Genomic DNA, 16,195 nt, shown 5'->3' with positions numbered 1-16,195 from the left:
AGTCTGTGTTGCTAACGCTCGCCTTAGCCTTTGATGTTCAGCACCCGGCGGGCTTTTTCTACAATATTTTCCACGGTAAAGCCAAAATACGGGAACAATTTGTCAGCCGGGGCGGATTCACCGTATCCCGTCATGCCGATAATTGCGCCTTTTAGGCCAACATATTTATACCAGTAGTCGGCTATACCGGCTTCCACCGCGACGCGGGCGGTCACGTGCGCCGGTAGCACTGATTCGCGATATGCCTCGTCCTGCGCATCGAAAATATCCGTTGAAGGCAACGACACCACGCGAACGTTATGCCCCTCGCCAGTCAATTTTTCCGCCGCCTGGAGGGTAATTTCCATTTCCGATCCGGTAGCGATCAGAATGATATCCGGCTTGCCGCCGCTATCTTTCAGAATATAACCGCCGCGGGCAATCGCTTTCACCTGTTCCGGCGTGCGTTCCACCTGCGCCAGATTCTGCCGCGAGAGAATCAGCGCCGTCGGCCCGTGGTGACGTTCAATGGCCAGCTTCCAGCCGACCGCCGCCTCAACCTGATCGCAGGGACGCCAGGTGCTGAAGTTTGGCGTTAAGCGCAGGCTCGCCAGTTGTTCCACGGCCTGGTGCGTCGGGCCATCTTCGCCCAAACCGATGGAGTCGTGGGTATAGACCATAATCTGCCGGGCTTTCATTAAGGCCGCCATACGCGCCGCGTTACGCGCATATTCGACAAACATCAGAAACGTGGCGGTATACGGTACAAAGCCGCCGTGGTGGGCGATGCCGTTGGCAATGGCGGTCATGCCGAATTCGCGCACGCCATAGTGGATGTAATTACCTGCCGGATCCTCTTTCAACGAGGTCGAACCTTTCCAGATAGTCAGGTTGCTCGGCGCCAGATCCGCCGATCCGCCCAACAGTTCCGGCAACAGGGGACCATAGGCATTGAGCGTATTTTGCGATGCTTTACGGGTGGCGATTTTGGCCGGATTAGCCTGCAAGTCGTTAATAAATTTTTGCGTGGCGGACTCCCATGTCTCTGGCAATCCGCCGCTCATCCGGCGGGTAAACTCCGCGGCCAGCTCAGGATAAGCCTTCTCATAAGCAGCAAACTTTTCCTGCCACTGCTGCTGCGCTTTCTCGCCTTTTTCACGGCCATCCCACGCGCGGTAAATCTCTTTTGGGATCTCAAACGCCGGATGATGCCATCCCAGCTTCTGGCGGGTCAGCGCCACCTCTTCTTCGCCCAGCGCCGCGCCGTGCGACTCCTCCTTCCCGGCTTTATTCGGCGAGCCAAAACCTATCACCGTCCGACAGATAATTAGCGAAGGTTTGTCTTTTACGCTCTGGGCTTCCAGAATGGCTTTTTTCACCGCTTCCGGATCGTGCCCGTCAATGTCATGCACGACATGCCAGTGGTAGGCTTCAAAACGTTTGGCGGTATCGTCGGTAAACCAGCCTTCGGTTTCGCCATCAATGGAGATGCCGTTGTGATCGTAAAAGCCGATCAGTTTGCCCAGTCCCAGCGTACCAGCCAGCGAACACACCTCATGCGAGATCCCTTCCATCAGACAGCCGTCGCCCATAAAGACATAGGTGTAGTGGTCGACAATCTCATGGTCCGGCCGGTTGAACTGTGCGCCTAACGTACGCTCGGCAATCGCCAGCCCGACGGCATTCGCCAGCCCCTGGCCCAGCGGGCCGGTGGTGGTTTCAACGCCGGGCGTATAGCCAATCTCCGGGTGACCTGGCGTTTTAGAGTGCAGTTGACGGAAGTTTTTTAACTCCTCCAGCGGCAGGTCATAACCGGTTAAATGCAGCAGACTATAGAGCAGCATGGAGGCGTGACCGTTGGAAAGGATAAAACGATCACGGTCATACCAGGTCGGATCGGTGGGGTTATGTTTAAGAAAATCGTTCCATAGCACTTCAGCGATATCCGCCATCCCCATCGGCGCGCCGGGGTGCCCGGAATTGGCTTTTTGAACGGCATCCATGCTCAGCGCACGAATCGCATTGGCAAGGTCTTTACGGGACATAAATCACTCCATGCAAGGTTTATAGTTTGGCGGCAAGCAGGTCTTCCAGTTTGCGCTGGTCAACAGCAAAAAGACGGATACCTTCCGACAGCTTCTCTACGGCCATCGCGTCCTGATTATGTTCCCAGCGGAACTCCGCTTCCGTCATTGGCGTAGGACGGTGGAACATCTGCGAGGAAGGCACCAGTTTACGGATCACCGGTTCTTCTTTTTCTTTCAGCTCTTTAAGCAGGTTAGGGGAGATAGTCAGTCGATCGCAGCCGGTTAGCGCGAGGATTTGCTCAGTACGGCGGAAACTTGCGCCCATCACGATGGTTTCATAGCGATGTTGTTTAAAGTAATCGTAGATATTGCGTACCGATTTCACGCCGGGATCTTCCTCCACGACATACGGCTCCAGCGGACTACGCGCCTGATACCAGTCGTAAATTCGGCCCACGAACGGAGAGATTAAATAGACGCCCGCTTCGGCGCAGGCGCGCGCCTGGGCAAAAGAGAACAACAGCGTCAGGTTGCAATTAATGCCTTCTTTTTCGAGCTGCCCGGCGGCGCGGATACCTTCCCAGGTCGCGGCGAGCTTGATCAGAATGCGCGATTTATCAATATCCTGCTGCTGGTAGAGATCCACCAGATGGCGCGCTTTCTCGATACTTTTTTCTTTATCGAACGATAACCGCGCGTCGACTTCAGTAGAGACGCGACCGGGAATACTTTTCAGTATTTCCGCGCCAAAATTAACCGCCAGTTTATCGCTGGCTGCTGCAACCTGCTGTTCCTGCGTACCGCCGTGTTTTTTCCCCCAGGCAATCGCATCCTCAATCAAATGACCATACTGCTCAAGCCCGGCGGCTTTCAGCAGTAAAGAGGGATTTGTCGTGGCATCCTGCGGCTGGTAGTGGCGGATGGACTCGATGTCGCCGCTATCGGCGACGACGGTAGTGAATTGTTTGATGCCGTCTAGCTGGTTCATAGGAAATACTCCTTGAAAAGTAAAGTGTTAGATGAGTGTGTTGATTCACACTTCTGAAAGATTGATACACTACATAACCAAAAAGCATAGCAGACAGGCATGGTATTGCTGGTATAAGCAGGTAACATGGCTGTTATAAGTTGATAACAAACTCTTGCGCCGCGTCGTGATAGTTTGCAGACCTTCAAAGTTTGTGTTGCGCAGTACGGTGATAATGTGCGGCGCACCAGGCCGCGTCACTTTTTGAACGATACGTGAAAGGAACAACAAAATGGATGAGCAGTTAAAACAAAGCGCCCTTGATTTCCACGAATTTCCGGTACCCGGTAAAATTCAGGTTTCTCCGACTAAGCCCCTTGCCACCCAACGCGATCTGGCGTTGGCTTACTCGCCAGGCGTGGCGGCGCCCTGCCTGGAAATCGAAAAAGATCCGCTGGCAGCCTACAAATACACCGCGCGCGGCAACCTTGTCGCGGTCATTTCCAACGGTACAGCGGTGCTGGGGTTAGGCAACATTGGCGCGCTGGCCGGCAAGCCGGTCATGGAAGGCAAAGGCGTTCTGTTTAAAAAATTCGCCGGCATCGATGTGTTTGACATTGAAGTCGATGAGCTTGATCCGGACAAATTTATCAATGTGGTCGCAGCGCTGGAGCCGACCTTTGGCGGCATTAACCTCGAAGACATTAAAGCGCCGGAATGTTTCTATATTGAACAGAAACTGCGCGAGCGCATGAACATCCCGGTTTTCCATGACGATCAGCACGGAACGGCGATCATCAGTACTGCCGCCATTCTTAATGGCCTGCGAGTCGTAGAGAAAAATATTTCCGACGTGCGGATGGTCGTCTCCGGCGCAGGGGCGGCGGCAATCGCTTGTATGAACCTGCTGGTCGCGTTGGGGATGCAAAAGCACAACATCGTGGTGTGCGACTCTAAGGGCGTTATTTACAAAGGCCGTGAGCCGAATATGGCGGAGACCAAAGCGGCCTATGCGGTAGACGACAGCGGCAAGCGCACGCTGGATGAAGTCATTGACGGCGCGGATATTTTCCTCGGCTGTTCAGGCCCGAAAGTGCTGACTCAGGAGATGGTGAAGAAAATGGCCCGCGCGCCAATGATTCTGGCGCTGGCCAACCCGGAACCGGAAATTCTGCCGCCGCTGGCGAAAGAAGTGCGTCCGGACGCCATCATCTGTACCGGTCGTTCCGACTATCCGAACCAGGTGAACAACGTATTGTGCTTCCCGTTTATCTTCCGCGGCGCACTGGACGTCGGCGCGACGGCGATCAACGAAGAGATGAAACTGGCGGCGGTCCGTGCGATTGCCGAGCTGGCGCATGCCGAACAGAGCGAAGTGGTGGCCTCGGCCTATGGCGATCAGGACCTGAGCTTTGGGCCGGAATACATTATTCCGAAACCGTTCGATCCGCGCCTGATTGTCAAAATCGCTCCGGCGGTCGCGAAAGCGGCAATGGATTCCGGCGTGGCGACGCGCCCGATTGCTGACTTTGATGCCTATATCGATAAACTGACCGAGTTTGTCTACAAAACCAACCTGTTCATGAAGCCGATCTTCTCGCAGGCACGCAAAGATCCGAAGCGCGTAGTGCTGCCGGAAGGGGAAGAGGCGCGCGTGCTGCACGCAACCCAGGAGTTGATCACCCTGGGGCTGGCGAAGCCCATCCTGATCGGGCGTCCGAGCGTGATCGAAATGCGTATCCAGAAACTGGGGTTACAGATCAAAGCGGGCGTTGATTTCGAGATCGTGAATAATGAATCCGATCCGCGCTTCAAAGAGTACTGGAGCGAGTATTACCAGATCATGAAGCGTCGCGGGGTAACTCAGGAACAGGCGCAGCGTGCGATGATCGGCAACCATACGGCCATTGGCGCGATCATGGTGCAGCGTGGGGAAGCGGATGCGATGATCTGCGGCACCATCGGCGACTACCATGAGCATTTCAGCGTCGTGAAAGCCGTCTTTGGCTACCGTGACGGCGTGCATACGGCAGGGGCGATGAACGCCTTACTGCTGCCAAGCGGCAACACTTTTATCGCCGATACTTATGTTAACGAAGATCCCACGCCGGAACAGTTGGCGGAGATCGCCGTAATGGCGGCGGAAACCGTTCGCCGCTTTGGTATTGAGCCGAAAGTCGCGCTGTTGTCGCACTCTAACTTTGGTTCCTCAAATTCGCTGTCCGCCAGCAAAATGCGCGAAACCCTTGAGCGGGTACGCGAACGAGCGCCCGATCTGATGATTGACGGTGAGATGCACGGTGATGCGGCGTTGGTGGAAAGTATTCGTAATGACCGGATGCCGGATAGTCCGCTGAAGGGAGCCGCCAATATTCTGGTGATGCCGAATATGGAAGCCGCCCGCATTAGTTACAACTTACTCCGCGTCTCCAGTTCCGAAGGCGTCACGGTCGGCCCGGTCCTGATGGGCGTGTCTAAACCGGTACATGTATTAACGCCGATCGCCTCTGTACGCCGTATCGTGAATATGGTGGCGTTAGCGGTAGTTGAAGCGCAAACCACGCCGCTTTAATAACGCATTACTCTCTCTTCTGGCGCAGGTTCTCCTGCGCTTTTTTTATGCGCCGCTGGGCTTCGCCATGGTATGAAAGGCTCGGGTGGGGATATTCTGGAACCTATTGCGTTACCCCTACTTATTTCACTGAATCTGTACTATGCACAAATCGAGTGATACGCATTATTTTTATCAATAATAGTAATACAAAGAATAGCCAGTGGGTATTTATTGAGGAACAAGCTTAAATTCAGAATGACGCCTGAAAATGTGATGCACCACGATATTTATCGTTAACACCTTCGACAGAAGTCCCTTTTATTTTCTTTCTCTTAGTGATCTACCTCACCTTTTACATCACCTTGCCGAATTTTGTTATTTACTCCGACAAAAAATTGCCACGATGACGGCAGTTTCAGTGGAGACGGTGAGCAATGAATAAAGAACGCATTATTCAGGAATTTGTGCCGGGCAAACAGGTCACGCTGGCGCATCTCATTGCGCACCCTGGTGAAGAACTGGCGAAAAAGATCGGCGTTCCCGATGCCGGCGCGATTGGCATTATGACCTTAACGCCGGGGGAAACGGCCATGATCGCTGGCGATTTAGCGATGAAGGCTGCGGATGTACACATCGGTTTTCTCGACAGATTTAGCGGCGCGCTGGTGATTTATGGCACCGTCGGCGCAGTAGAAGAAGCGCTATTACAGACGGTCAGCGGGCTGGGGCGATTATTAAACTTTACCCTGTGTGAGTTAACAAAAAGTTAATTGGTGGCGGTAATGAAACGTATTGCTTTTGTCGGCGCGGTCGGTGCCGGAAAGACAACGCTTTTTAACGCGTTACGGGGAAATTATTCCCTCGCCAGAAAAACGCAGGCCGTGGAATTTAATGATCATGGCGATATCGATACGCCGGGTGAATATTTTAGCCATCCCCGTTGGTATCACGCCTTAATTACCACGTTGCAGGATGTGGACACGCTGATTTATGTCCACGCGGCAAACGATAAAGAAAGTCGCTTACCTGCCGGGTTATTGGATGTTGGAACCCGTAAACGACATATCGCCGTTATCAGCAAAACGGACATGCCGGATGCCGACGTCGCCGCTACGCGGCAGTTGCTTTGCGAGATTGGATTCCGGGAGCCGATTTTCGAGCTCAACGGCCACGACCCGCAAAGCGTGCGGCAGTTGGTGGATTATCTGGCGGCTCTCAGTGAACAGGAGGAAGAGGCAGGTGAAAAAACTTATCACAGCTAACGATATTCGTGCGGCCCACGCCCGCGGCGAACAGGCGATGTCGGTAGTGCTGCGCGCCAGCATTATTACCCCGGAGGCTCGCGAAGTGGCGGAACTACTGGGATTCACGATTACCGAATGCGACGAGTCCGTCCCGGCATCCACATCGGCGCAGGCGTGTAAAAGCGAAAGCCAGCGCATTCGGGAAGCCATCATCGCGCAGCTCCCGGAAGGGCAGTTTACTGAAAGCCTGGTGGCGCAGTTGATGGAAAAAGTGCTCAAGGAAAAGCAGTCGCTGGAACTGGGGACGATGCAGCCGAGCTTTACCTCCGTCACGGGTAAAGGCGGCGTGAAAGTCATTGACGGCAGCAGTGTGAAATTTGGCCGCTTCGACGGCGCCGAACCGCACTGCGTCGGCTTAACCGATCTGGTTACAGAGCAGGACGGCAGCAGCATGGCCGCCGGGTTTATGCAGTGGGACAACGCCTTTTTCCCGTGGACGCTGAACTACGACGAAATCGACATGGTGCTTGAGGGCGAATTGCATGTACGCCATGAAGGCGAAACCATGATTGCCAAAGCCGGAGATGTCATGTTCATCCCTAAAGGCTCCAGCATTGAATTTGGCACGCCAACGTCCGTGCGCTTTCTGTACGTCGCCTGGCCTGCGAACTGGCAATCCGTATGAACGATTTCATCACCGAAACGTGGCTCAGAGCGAATCATACGCTCAGCGAAGGATCGGAAATCCATCTGCCCGCTGATGCACGACTGACGCCCTCGGCCCGGGAACTGCTGGAAAGCCGCCGCCTGCGCATTAAGTTTCTGGATCCGCAAGGCCGGCTGTTTGTCGATGATGACGAACAGCAGCCGCAGCCGGTACATGGCTTAACCAGTAGCGATACGCACCCACAGGCCTGCTGTGAACTGTGCCGCCAGCCGGTGGTGAAAAAGCCCGATACGCTGACCCATCTGACGGCGGACAAAATGGTCGCCAAAAGCGACCCGCGCCTCGGCTTTCGCGCCGCGCTCGACAGCGCCATCGCGCTAACCGTGTGGCTACAAATCGAACTGGCGGAACCCTGGCAGCCGTGGCTTTTCGATATCCGCTCGCGGCTGGGCAACATTATGCGCGCCGACGCTATAGATGAACCGCTGGCGGCGCAGTCTATCGTCGGGCTGAACGAGGATGAGCTGCATCGGCTTTCCCACCAGCCGCTGCGCTATCTCGACCACGATCACCTGGTGCCGGAGGCCAGCCACGGTCGCGATGCGGCGCTGCTTAATCTGCTGCGAACCAAAGTCCGTGAAACAGAAACCCTCGCCGCACAAGTGTTTATTACCCGTAGTTTTGAGGTCTTGCGCCCGGACATTTTACAGGCGCTGAACCGTCTCTCCAGCACGGTTTACGTGATGATGATTTTGAGCGTGGCGAAACATCCGCTGACGGTCGCCCAAATTCAACAACGGTTGGGAGAGAAGCCATGATCATTGAACGCGCCCGCGAACTGGCGGTACGCGCCCCCGCCAGAGTCGTCTTTCCTGATGCGCTGGACGAACGCGTGCTGAAAGCGGCGCATTACCTGCAACAGTACGGTCTGGCTCGCCCCGTTCTGGTCGCCAGTCCGTTTGCGCTGCGTCAGTTTGCCCTGAGTCATCGTATGGCGATGGATGGCATTCAGGTCATCGACCCACACAGCAACCTGAGTATGCGCCAGCGTTTTGCGCAACGCTGGCTTGCCCGTGCCGGAGAAAAAACGCCGCCGGACGCAGTGGAAAAGCTTAGCGACCCGCTAATGTTCGCTGCCGCCATGGTGAGCGCCGGTGAGGCTGATGTGTGTATCGCAGGCAACCTGTCGTCAACGGCGAACGTGCTGCGCGCAGGGCTGCGGGTGATTGGCCTGCAACCCGGGTGCAAAACATTGTCGTCTATTTTCCTGATGCTGCCGCAGTATGCCGGTCCGGCATTAGGGTTCGCCGATTGCAGCGTAGTGCCGCAGCCGACGGCGGCGCAGCTGGCGGATATCGCTATCGCCAGTGCCGACACTTGGCGGGCCATTACCGGCGAAGAGCCGCGCGTGGCGATGCTGTCATTTTCAAGCAACGGCAGCGCCCGTCACCCCAATGTTGCCAACGTGCAGCAGGCGACAGAGCTCGTTCGCGAACGTGCGCCGCAACTGCTTGTGGACGGTGAATTGCAGTTTGACGCCGCTTTCGTACCGGAGGTCGCCGCGCAAAAAGCGCCTGACAGCCCGCTGCAAGGCCGCGCCAACGTGATGATTTTCCCGTCGCTGGAGGCGGGCAATATTGGCTACAAAATCGCTCAGCGTCTGGGAGGCTATCGCGCTGTTGGGCCGCTAATTCAGGGGCTTACCGCGCCGCTTCACGACCTCTCCCGAGGCTGTAGCGTGCAGGAAATTATCGAACTGGCGTTGGTGGCAGCCGTGCCGCGCCAGGCTGACGTGAGCCGCGAACGCAGCTTACACACACTGGTTGAATGAACGGTCCCGTTCTGGACCCCTTTAATGAGAGGAAAACACGATGGAAGCATTAGGAATGATTGAAACCCGGGGCCTGGTTGCGCTGATTGAGGCCTCAGATGCGATGGTAAAAGCCGCACGCGTGAAGCTGGTCGGCGTGAAGCAGATTGGCGGTGGCCTGTGTACGGCCATGGTGCGTGGCGACGTGGCGGCGTGCAAAGCCGCAACCGATGCTGGCGCCGCTGCGGCGCAGCGCATTGGCGAGCTGGTCTCTGTACACGTGATTCCACGCCCGCACGGCGATCTGGAGGAAGTGTTCCCGATCAGCTTCAAAGGCGACAGCAACATTTGATGGTAGGCCGGATAAGACGCGCAGCGTCGCCATCCGGCATGAATGCGCGCCATTGCCTGATGGTGCGCAGATTCAAGGCCTACGACCCAACGGGCAATCCATGGAGGCGGATATGAAACTGGCAGTCGTCACAGGACAAATCGTATGTACCGTCCGCCATCAGGGACTGGCGCATGACAAATTGCTGATGGTGGAAATGATCGATGCCCAGGGCAACCCCGACGGGCAGTGTGCCGTCGCTATCGACAGTATCGGGGCGGGAACCGGAGAGTGGGTACTGCTGGTCAGCGGCAGTTCCGCGCGCCAGGCGCATCGCAGCGAATTATCACCGGTCGATCTGTGCGTCATTGGCATCGTCGATGAAGTGGTGGCTGGCGGGAAAGTGGTTTTCCATAAATAGGACTGAACATCATGAATCAACAGGATATTGAACAGGTGGTGAAAGCGGTACTGCTGAAAATGAAAGACAGCAGCCAGCCGGCCAGCACTGTTCATGAGATGGGCGTTTTTGCCTCCCTGGATGACGCAGTGGCGGCAGCAAAGCGGGCCCAGCAGGGGCTGAAGAGCGTGGCGATGCGCCAGCTTGCCATTCATGCCATTCGCGAAGCGGGCGAAAAACACGCCCGAGAATTAGCGGAACTTGCCGTCAGCGAAACCGGCATGGGACGCGTTGACGATAAATTTGCCAAAAACGTGGCGCAGGCGCGCGGCACGCCGGGCGTCGAGTGTTTATCTCCGCAGGTGCTGACCGGCGATAACGGCCTGACGCTGATTGAAAATGCGCCGTGGGGCGTGGTGGCCTCGGTCACGCCGTCCACCAATCCGGCGGCGACGGTGATTAATAACGCCATCAGCCTGATTGCCGCAGGCAACAGCGTCGTGTTTGCCCCGCATCCGGCGGCGAAAAAGGTCTCTCAGCGGGCAATCACCCTCCTCAATCAGGCGGTGGTCGCCGCCGGTGGCCCGGAAAATTTGCTGGTCACCGTGGCGAACCCGGATATCGAAACCGCCCAGCGGTTGTTCAAATATCCCGGTATTGGCCTGCTGGTGGTGACCGGCGGCGAAGCGGTGGTGGACGCGGCGCGTAAACATACTAATAAACGCCTGATCGCCGCCGGTGCCGGTAATCCCCCGGTGGTGGTGGATGAGACCGCCGACCTGCCGCGCGCTGCACAATCCATCGTCAAAGGCGCGTCGTTTGATAACAACATCATCTGTGCCGACGAAAAAGTGCTGATTGTGGTGGATAGCGTCGCCGACGAGCTGATGCGTCTGATGGAAGGTCAGCACGCGGTGAAACTGACCGCCGCTCAGGCCGAACAGCTCCAGCCAGTGCTGCTGAAGAATATCGATGAACGCGGCAAAGGCACCGTCAGCCGTGACTGGGTCGGTCGTGACGCGGGCAAGATTGCCGCAGCCATCGGCCTGAACGTCCCGGATCAAACGCGCCTGCTGTTTGTGGAAACGCCAGCTAACCATCCGTTTGCTGTCACTGAAATGATGATGCCGGTACTGCCGGTGGTACGGGTCGCCAACGTCGAAGAAGCCATCGCCCTGGCGGTTCAGCTTGAAGGCGGTTGCCACCATACGGCGGCGATGCACTCGCGCAATATCGACAACATGAACCAGATGGCGAACGCCATCGACACCAGCATTTTCGTCAAAAACGGGCCGTGCATTGCCGGGCTTGGATTGGGCGGAGAAGGCTGGACCACCATGACTATCACTACGCCAACCGGCGAAGGCGTGACCAGCGCACGTACCTTTGTGCGGCTGCGTCGATGCGTGCTGGTGGATGCGTTTCGCATTGTATAAGGGATGACTCATGGCGCACGACGAACAACTCTGGCTCACCCCAAGACTGCAAAAAGCGGCGGCCCTGTGTAACCAGACGCCCGCCGCCAGCGATACACCGCTGTGGCTGGGCGTCGATTTGGGCACCTGCGACGTGGTGTCGATGGTGGTCGACGGCAACGCCCAGCCGGTGGCGGTATGCCTTGACTGGGCCGACGTTGTGCGTGACGGCATCGTCTGGGATTTCTTCGGCGCCGTCACCCTCGTGCGCCGCCATCTCGACACCCTTGAACAGCAGCTCGGCTGCCGCTTTACCCACGCGGCGACCTCGTTTCCGCCGGGCACCGACCCGCGTATTTCGATCAACGTGCTGGAGTCTGCCGGGTTAGAAGTCAGCCACGTACTGGATGAGCCGACGGCGGTGGCGGATCTGCTGGCGCTTGATAATGCAGGCGTGGTGGATATTGGCGGCGGCACTACCGGCATTGCCATCGTCAAACAGGGCAAGGTGACTTACTCCGCCGATGAAGCCACTGGCGGGCACCATATCTCCCTGACGCTGGCGGGCAACCGCCGTATTCCCCTGGAAGAGGCGGAACAGTACAAGCGCAGCAATGCGCAGGAGATTTGGCCGGTAGTGAAGCCGGTGTACGAAAAGATGGCGGAAATCGTTGCTCGCCACATTGAAGGGCAAGGAATTGCTGATTTATGGCTGGCGGGCGGCTCCTGTATGCAGCCGGGCGTGGAGGCGTTATTTCGCCAGCGTTTCCCGGAGTTACAGGTGCATTTGCCGCAGCACAGCCTGTTTATGACCCCGCTGGCGATAGCCAACAGCGGGAGAGCGAAAGCGGAGGGACTCTATGCAAGCTGAACTACAGACGGCGCTGTTTCAGGCATTCGACACCCTGAATCTACAACGGGTGAAAACGTTCAGCGTACCGCCGGTCACGCTATGCGGGCTTGGGGCGCTCGGCGCCTGCGGCCAGGAAGCGCAAGCGCGAGGCGTAAGCCATCTGTTTGTGATGGTCGACAGCTTTCTGCATCAGGCGGGAATGACCGCGCCGCTGGCACGCAGCCTGGCGATGAAAGGCGTGGCGATGACGGTCTGGCCGTGTCCGCCAGGCGAGCCGTGCATCACCGATGTCTGCGCGGCGGTGGCGCAACTGCGTGAGGCGGCGTGCGACGGCGTAGTGGCCTTTGGCGGTGGTTCGGTGCTGGACGCGGCGAAAGCGGTCGCCCTGCTGGTGACTAACCCTGACCAGACGCTGAGCGCCATGACCGAGCACAGTACATTACGCCCGCGTCTGCCGCTGATTGCGGTGCCGACCACCGCCGGAACCGGTTCTGAAACCACCAACGTAACGGTGATTATCGACGCGGTCAGCGGGCGCAAGCAGGTGCTGGCACACGCGTCACTAATGCCGGACGTGGCGATTCTTGATGCTGCCGTGACCGAAGGCGTTCCGCCAAACGTGACGGCAATGACCGGTATCGATGCGTTGACGCATGCGATTGAGGCCTACAGCGCGCTCAACGCCACGCCGTTTACCGACAGCCTGGCGATTGGCGCGATAGCGATGATTGGCAAATCGCTGCCGAAAGCCGTGGGTTACGGCCACGATCTGGCGGCGCGTGAAAATATGTTGCTGGCCTCCTGTATGGCGGGAATGGCCTTTTCCAGCGCTGGTTTGGGGCTGTGTCATGCGATGGCGCACCAGCCTGGGGCGGCGCTGCATATTCCGCACGGCCAGGCCAACGCCATGCTGCTGCCGACGGTCATGGGCTTTAACCGGATGGTTTGCCGCGAGCGCTTCAGTCAAATCGGTCGGGCGTTAACCAATAAGAAATCGGACGATCGCGATGCGATTGCGGCGGTGAGCGAGCTGATTGCCGAAGTGGGGCAGAGCAAACGGCTGGCTGACGCTGGCGCCAAACCCGAACACTACAGCGCATGGGCGCAAGCCGCGCTGGAGGATATTTGTCTGCGCAGTAACCCACGCACCGCCACACAGGCACAGATTATCGACCTGTACGCGGCTGCCGGGTAATGCCTGTAGGCCGGATAAGGTGCTCGCACCGCCATCCGGCAATAACACGGCGTTAATGCCGGAGGCGACGTAAACGTCTTATCCGGCCTACAAATCATAAATGGCAGGGAGTAAGGGCTATGGGAATTAACGAAATCATCATGTACATCATGATGTTCTTTATGCTGATTGCCGCCGTGGACAGAATCCTGTCACAGTTCGGCGGGTCGGCGCGCTTTCTCGGTAAATTCGGCAAGAGTATCGAGGGGTCTGGCGGCCAGTTTGAAGAGGGCTTTATGGCGATGGGCGCGTTGGGACTGGCGATGGTCGGTATGACCGCGCTGGCGCCGGTGCTGGCGCATGTACTGGGGCCGGTTATTATCCCGGTATACGAAATGCTGGGCGCGAACCCATCCATGTTCGCGGGTACGCTGCTGGCCTGTGATATGGGCGGGTTCTTCCTCGCCAAAGAGCTGGCCGGCGGTGATGTCGCGGCGTGGCTATACTCAGGATTAATACTTGGGTCGATGATGGGGCCGACCATTGTGTTCTCCATTCCGGTGGCGCTCGGCATTATCGAACCGTCTGACCGCCGCTACCTGGCGCTTGGCGTACTCGCGGGTATCGTCACCATTCCCATTGGCTGCATTGCGGGGGGACTGATCGCCATGTACTCAGGCGTGCAGATCAATGGTCAGCCAGTGGAGTTTACCTTCGCGCTGATCCTGATGAACATGATCCCGGTCTTGATCGTCGCGGTGCTGGTAGCGCTGGGGCTGAAGTTCATCCCGGAAAAAATGATCAACGGTTTCCAGATTTTCGCCAAATTTCTGGTGGCGCTGATCACCATCGGTCTGGCGGCTGCGGTGGTTAAATTCCTGTTGGGCTGGGAGTTGATTCCGGGACTCGACCCGATCTTTATGGCGCCAGGCGACAAACCCGGCGAAGTGATGCGCGCCATTGAAGTGATCGGCTCTATCTCCTGCGTGCTGCTCGGCGCGTATCCGATGGTGCTGTTACTGACCCGCTGGTTTGAAAAACCGTTGATGAATGTCGGTAAACTGCTGAACGTAAATAATATTGCGGCGGCAGGCATGGTGGCAACCCTGGCGAACAATATCCCCATGTTTGGCATGATGAAGCAGATGGATACCCGCGGCAAAGTGATTAACTGCGCATTTGCCGTCTCTGCGGCGTTCGCGCTGGGCGACCATTTAGGCTTCGCCGCCGCGAATATGAACGCCATGATCTTCCCGATGATTGTCGGCAAGCTGATCGGCGGCGTGACGGCGATTGGCGTGGCGATGATGCTGGTGCCGAAAGATGACGCCGCCCAGGTGAAAACCGAAGCGGAGGCGCAATCGTGAACACTCGCCAGCTACTGAGCGTCGGTATCGATATCGGCACCACCACCACGCAGGTGATCTTCTCGCGCCTGGAGTTGGTTAACCGTGCGGCGGTGTCGCAGGTGCCGCGCTACGAATTCATCAAACGCGACATTAGCTGGCAAAGCCCGGTCTTCTTTACGCCCGTGGATAAGCAGGGCGGTCTGAAAGAGGCCGAACTTAAAGCGCTGATTCTGGCCCAGTATCAGGCCGCAGGCATCGCGCCTGAATCGGTGGACTCCGGGGCTATCATTATCACCGGCGAAAGCGCCAAAACCCGTAACGCCCGTCCGGCGGTCATGGCGCTCTCGCAGTCGCTGGGCGACTTTGTGGTCGCCAGCGCCGGGCCGCATCTGGAATCGGTCATTGCCGGTTACGGCGCCGGGGCGCAAAGCTTGTCTGAGCAGCGGATGTGTCGGGTGCTGAATATTGATATCGGCGGCGGCACGTCTAACTACGCGCTGTTTGACGCGGGAAAAGTCAGCGGCACCGCCTGCCTTAACGTCGGTGGTCGCCTGCTGGAAACCGACGCTCAGGGGCGCGTGGTTTATGCCCATCAGCCGGGGCAGATGATTATCGATGAGGTGTTCGGTTCGGGTACTGATGCTCGCGCCTTAGCTGCCGCACAGTTGGGACAGGTGGCGCGGCGGATGGCGGATCTCATCGTCGAGGTTATCACCGGCGCGCTCTCGCCGCTGGCGCAATCGCTGATGCAAACCGGGCTGCTGCCCGCCGATATTACGCCGGAGGTGATCACCCTTTCCGGTGGGGTAGGTGAATGCTACCGCAACCAACCTGCCGATCCGTTCTGCTTTTCTGACATTGGGCCGCTGCTGGCGACCGCGCTGCATGAGCACCCGCGTCTGCGCGAGATGAACGTGCAGTTTCCGGCGCAAACCGTGCGCGCCACGGTGATTGGCGCGGGGGCCCATACGCTCTCGCTTTCCGGCAGTACTATCTGGCTGGAAGACGTCCAACTGCCGCTGCGCAACCTGCCGGTGGCGATCCCGCAGGATGACGCCGATCTGGTGAACGCCTGGCGGCAGGCGCTTCTCCAGCTTGATCTCGACCCGCAAACCGACGCTTACGTGCTGGCGCTTCCCGCCACGCTTCCGGTGCGTTACGCCGCATTACTCACGGTCATCAACGCGCTGACGGCTTTTGTCGCGCGTTATCCCAATCCACATCCCCTGCTGGTGGTGGCCGAGCAGGATTTTGGTAAAGCGCTGGGCATGTTATTGCGCCCACAGTTACCGCAACTTCCGCTGGCGGTCATCGATGAGGTGGTCGTGCGGGCGGGAGACTATATCGACATTGGTACGCCTCTTTTTGGCGGATCGGTTGTGCCGGTGACGGTGAAATCACTCGCATTTCCTTCCTGAGGGAACG

Annotated in this window: 15 protein-coding genes; 13 read left to right on the top strand and 2 right to left on the bottom strand. The window is 57.5% G+C overall.

All coding sequences use genetic code 11. From position 1 onward, the window contains the following. Positions 1–23: 23 nt before the first annotated feature. Both tkt and tal read right to left on the bottom strand, forming a co-directional pair. Positions 24–2,024, bottom strand: coding sequence for a transketolase (tkt, locus tag NBA72_RS17175; RefSeq protein WP_000087329.1), 2,001 nt, complete (start codon positions 2,022–2,024; stop codon positions 24–26). A 19-nt stretch (positions 2,025–2,043) separates the two neighbouring features. After that, positions 2,044–2,994 carry a transaldolase gene (gene tal, locus NBA72_RS17170; RefSeq protein ID WP_023195315.1) on the bottom strand — a complete coding sequence of 317 codons (951 nt, stop codon included), beginning with the start codon at positions 2,992–2,994 and terminating at the stop codon, positions 2,044–2,046. Between the two features lie 271 nt (positions 2,995–3,265). On the opposite strand from tal, the gene maeB reads away from it, so the two are divergent. From maeB to eutA, 13 genes are all read left to right on the top strand, one after another. Further along, the gene (gene maeB, locus NBA72_RS17165; protein WP_000344299.1) at positions 3,266–5,545 is read left to right on the top strand and encodes an NADP-dependent oxaloacetate-decarboxylating malate dehydrogenase; all 2,280 of its coding nucleotides are present in this window, start codon (positions 3,266–3,268) and stop codon (positions 5,543–5,545) included. Between the two features lie 416 nt (positions 5,546–5,961). Next, entirely contained in the window at positions 5,962–6,297 is a 336-nt protein-coding gene (gene eutS, locus NBA72_RS17160) for an ethanolamine utilization microcompartment protein EutS (protein ID WP_001031445.1), read from the top strand. A 12-nt stretch (positions 6,298–6,309) separates the two neighbouring features. Continuing rightward, on the top strand, positions 6,310–6,789 hold the full coding sequence (gene eutP, locus NBA72_RS17155) for an ethanolamine utilization acetate kinase EutP (protein ID WP_000820751.1): 480 nt from the start codon (positions 6,310–6,312) through the stop codon (positions 6,787–6,789). Continuing rightward, on the top strand, positions 6,767–7,456 hold the full coding sequence (gene eutQ, locus NBA72_RS17150) for an ethanolamine utilization acetate kinase EutQ (protein ID WP_000733867.1): 690 nt from the start codon (positions 6,767–6,769) through the stop codon (positions 7,454–7,456). Before eutP ends, eutQ begins: the two co-directional genes overlap by 23 nt. Further along, positions 7,453–8,256: an ethanolamine utilization cob(I)yrinic acid a,c-diamide adenosyltransferase EutT gene (gene eutT, locus NBA72_RS17145; RefSeq protein WP_000997656.1), complete on the top strand. Its 804-nt coding sequence runs from the start codon at positions 7,453–7,455 to the stop codon at positions 8,254–8,256. Before eutQ ends, eutT begins: the two co-directional genes overlap by 4 nt. Continuing rightward, a complete protein-coding gene (gene pta, locus NBA72_RS17140) occupies positions 8,253–9,269 on the top strand; it encodes a phosphate acetyltransferase (RefSeq protein ID WP_042948369.1) in 1,017 nt (338 codons plus the stop codon). Before eutT ends, pta begins: the two co-directional genes overlap by 4 nt. Before the next feature lie 40 nt (positions 9,270–9,309). Then, positions 9,310–9,600 carry an ethanolamine utilization microcompartment protein EutM gene (gene eutM / locus NBA72_RS17135; RefSeq protein ID WP_000387716.1) on the top strand — a complete coding sequence of 97 codons (291 nt, stop codon included), beginning with the start codon at positions 9,310–9,312 and terminating at the stop codon, positions 9,598–9,600. A 112-nt stretch (positions 9,601–9,712) separates the two neighbouring features. Then, a complete protein-coding gene (gene eutN, locus NBA72_RS17130; protein ID WP_001522340.1) occupies positions 9,713–10,000 on the top strand; it encodes an ethanolamine utilization microcompartment protein EutN in 288 nt (95 codons plus the stop codon). Positions 10,001–10,011: 11 nt separating this feature from the next. After that, complete coding sequence (locus NBA72_RS17125) at positions 10,012–11,415, top strand: aldehyde dehydrogenase family protein (RefSeq protein ID WP_001075640.1); 1,404 nt, start codon at positions 10,012–10,014, stop codon at positions 11,413–11,415. A 10-nt stretch (positions 11,416–11,425) separates the two neighbouring features. Next, a complete protein-coding gene (gene eutJ / locus NBA72_RS17120) occupies positions 11,426–12,265 on the top strand; it encodes an ethanolamine utilization protein EutJ (RefSeq protein WP_000929675.1) in 840 nt (279 codons plus the stop codon). After that, the gene (gene eutG, locus NBA72_RS17115) at positions 12,255–13,442 is read left to right on the top strand and encodes an ethanolamine utilization ethanol dehydrogenase EutG (RefSeq protein ID WP_001147501.1); all 1,188 of its coding nucleotides are present in this window, start codon (positions 12,255–12,257) and stop codon (positions 13,440–13,442) included. The genes eutJ and eutG overlap by 11 nt, the downstream gene beginning before the upstream one ends. 119 nt (positions 13,443–13,561) lie before the next feature. After that, entirely contained in the window at positions 13,562–14,788 is a 1,227-nt protein-coding gene (eutH, locus tag NBA72_RS17110) for an ethanolamine utilization protein EutH (protein WP_000512359.1), read from the top strand. After that, entirely contained in the window at positions 14,785–16,188 is a 1,404-nt protein-coding gene (eutA, locus tag NBA72_RS17105; RefSeq protein ID WP_001097522.1) for an ethanolamine ammonia-lyase reactivating factor EutA, read from the top strand. The genes eutH and eutA overlap by 4 nt, the downstream gene beginning before the upstream one ends. Positions 16,189–16,195 lie beyond the last annotated feature (7 nt).

This window comes from Salmonella sp. NW1250, assembly GCF_051812965.1.
Classification (GTDB): Bacteria; Pseudomonadota; Gammaproteobacteria; order Enterobacterales; family Enterobacteriaceae; genus Salmonella; species Salmonella enterica.
Note: the sequence above shows the minus strand (reverse complement) of the source record. Positions and strands in the feature narration are given on the sequence as shown.

Coding starts and splice junctions, on each gene's coding strand:
- pta (WP_042948369.1), top strand. CDS start 8,253: ATGATCATTGAACGCGCCCGCGAACTGGCGGTACGCGCCCCCGCCAGA.
- maeB (WP_000344299.1), top strand. CDS start 3,266: ATGGATGAGCAGTTAAAACAAAGCGCCCTTGATTTCCACGAATTTCCG.
- eutM (WP_000387716.1), top strand. CDS start 9,310: ATGGAAGCATTAGGAATGATTGAAACCCGGGGCCTGGTTGCGCTGATT.
- eutJ (WP_000929675.1), top strand. CDS start 11,426: ATGGCGCACGACGAACAACTCTGGCTCACCCCAAGACTGCAAAAAGCG.
- eutH (WP_000512359.1), top strand. CDS start 13,562: ATGGGAATTAACGAAATCATCATGTACATCATGATGTTCTTTATGCTG.
- NBA72_RS17125 (WP_001075640.1), top strand. CDS start 10,012: ATGAATCAACAGGATATTGAACAGGTGGTGAAAGCGGTACTGCTGAAA.
- tal (WP_023195315.1), bottom strand. CDS start 2,994: ATGAACCAGCTAGACGGCATCAAACAATTCACTACCGTCGTCGCCGAT.
- tkt (WP_000087329.1), bottom strand. CDS start 2,024: ATGTCCCGTAAAGACCTTGCCAATGCGATTCGTGCGCTGAGCATGGAT.
- eutN (WP_001522340.1), top strand. CDS start 9,713: ATGAAACTGGCAGTCGTCACAGGACAAATCGTATGTACCGTCCGCCAT.
- eutP (WP_000820751.1), top strand. CDS start 6,310: ATGAAACGTATTGCTTTTGTCGGCGCGGTCGGTGCCGGAAAGACAACG.
- eutG (WP_001147501.1), top strand. CDS start 12,255: ATGCAAGCTGAACTACAGACGGCGCTGTTTCAGGCATTCGACACCCTG.
- eutT (WP_000997656.1), top strand. CDS start 7,453: ATGAACGATTTCATCACCGAAACGTGGCTCAGAGCGAATCATACGCTC.
- eutS (WP_001031445.1), top strand. CDS start 5,962: ATGAATAAAGAACGCATTATTCAGGAATTTGTGCCGGGCAAACAGGTC.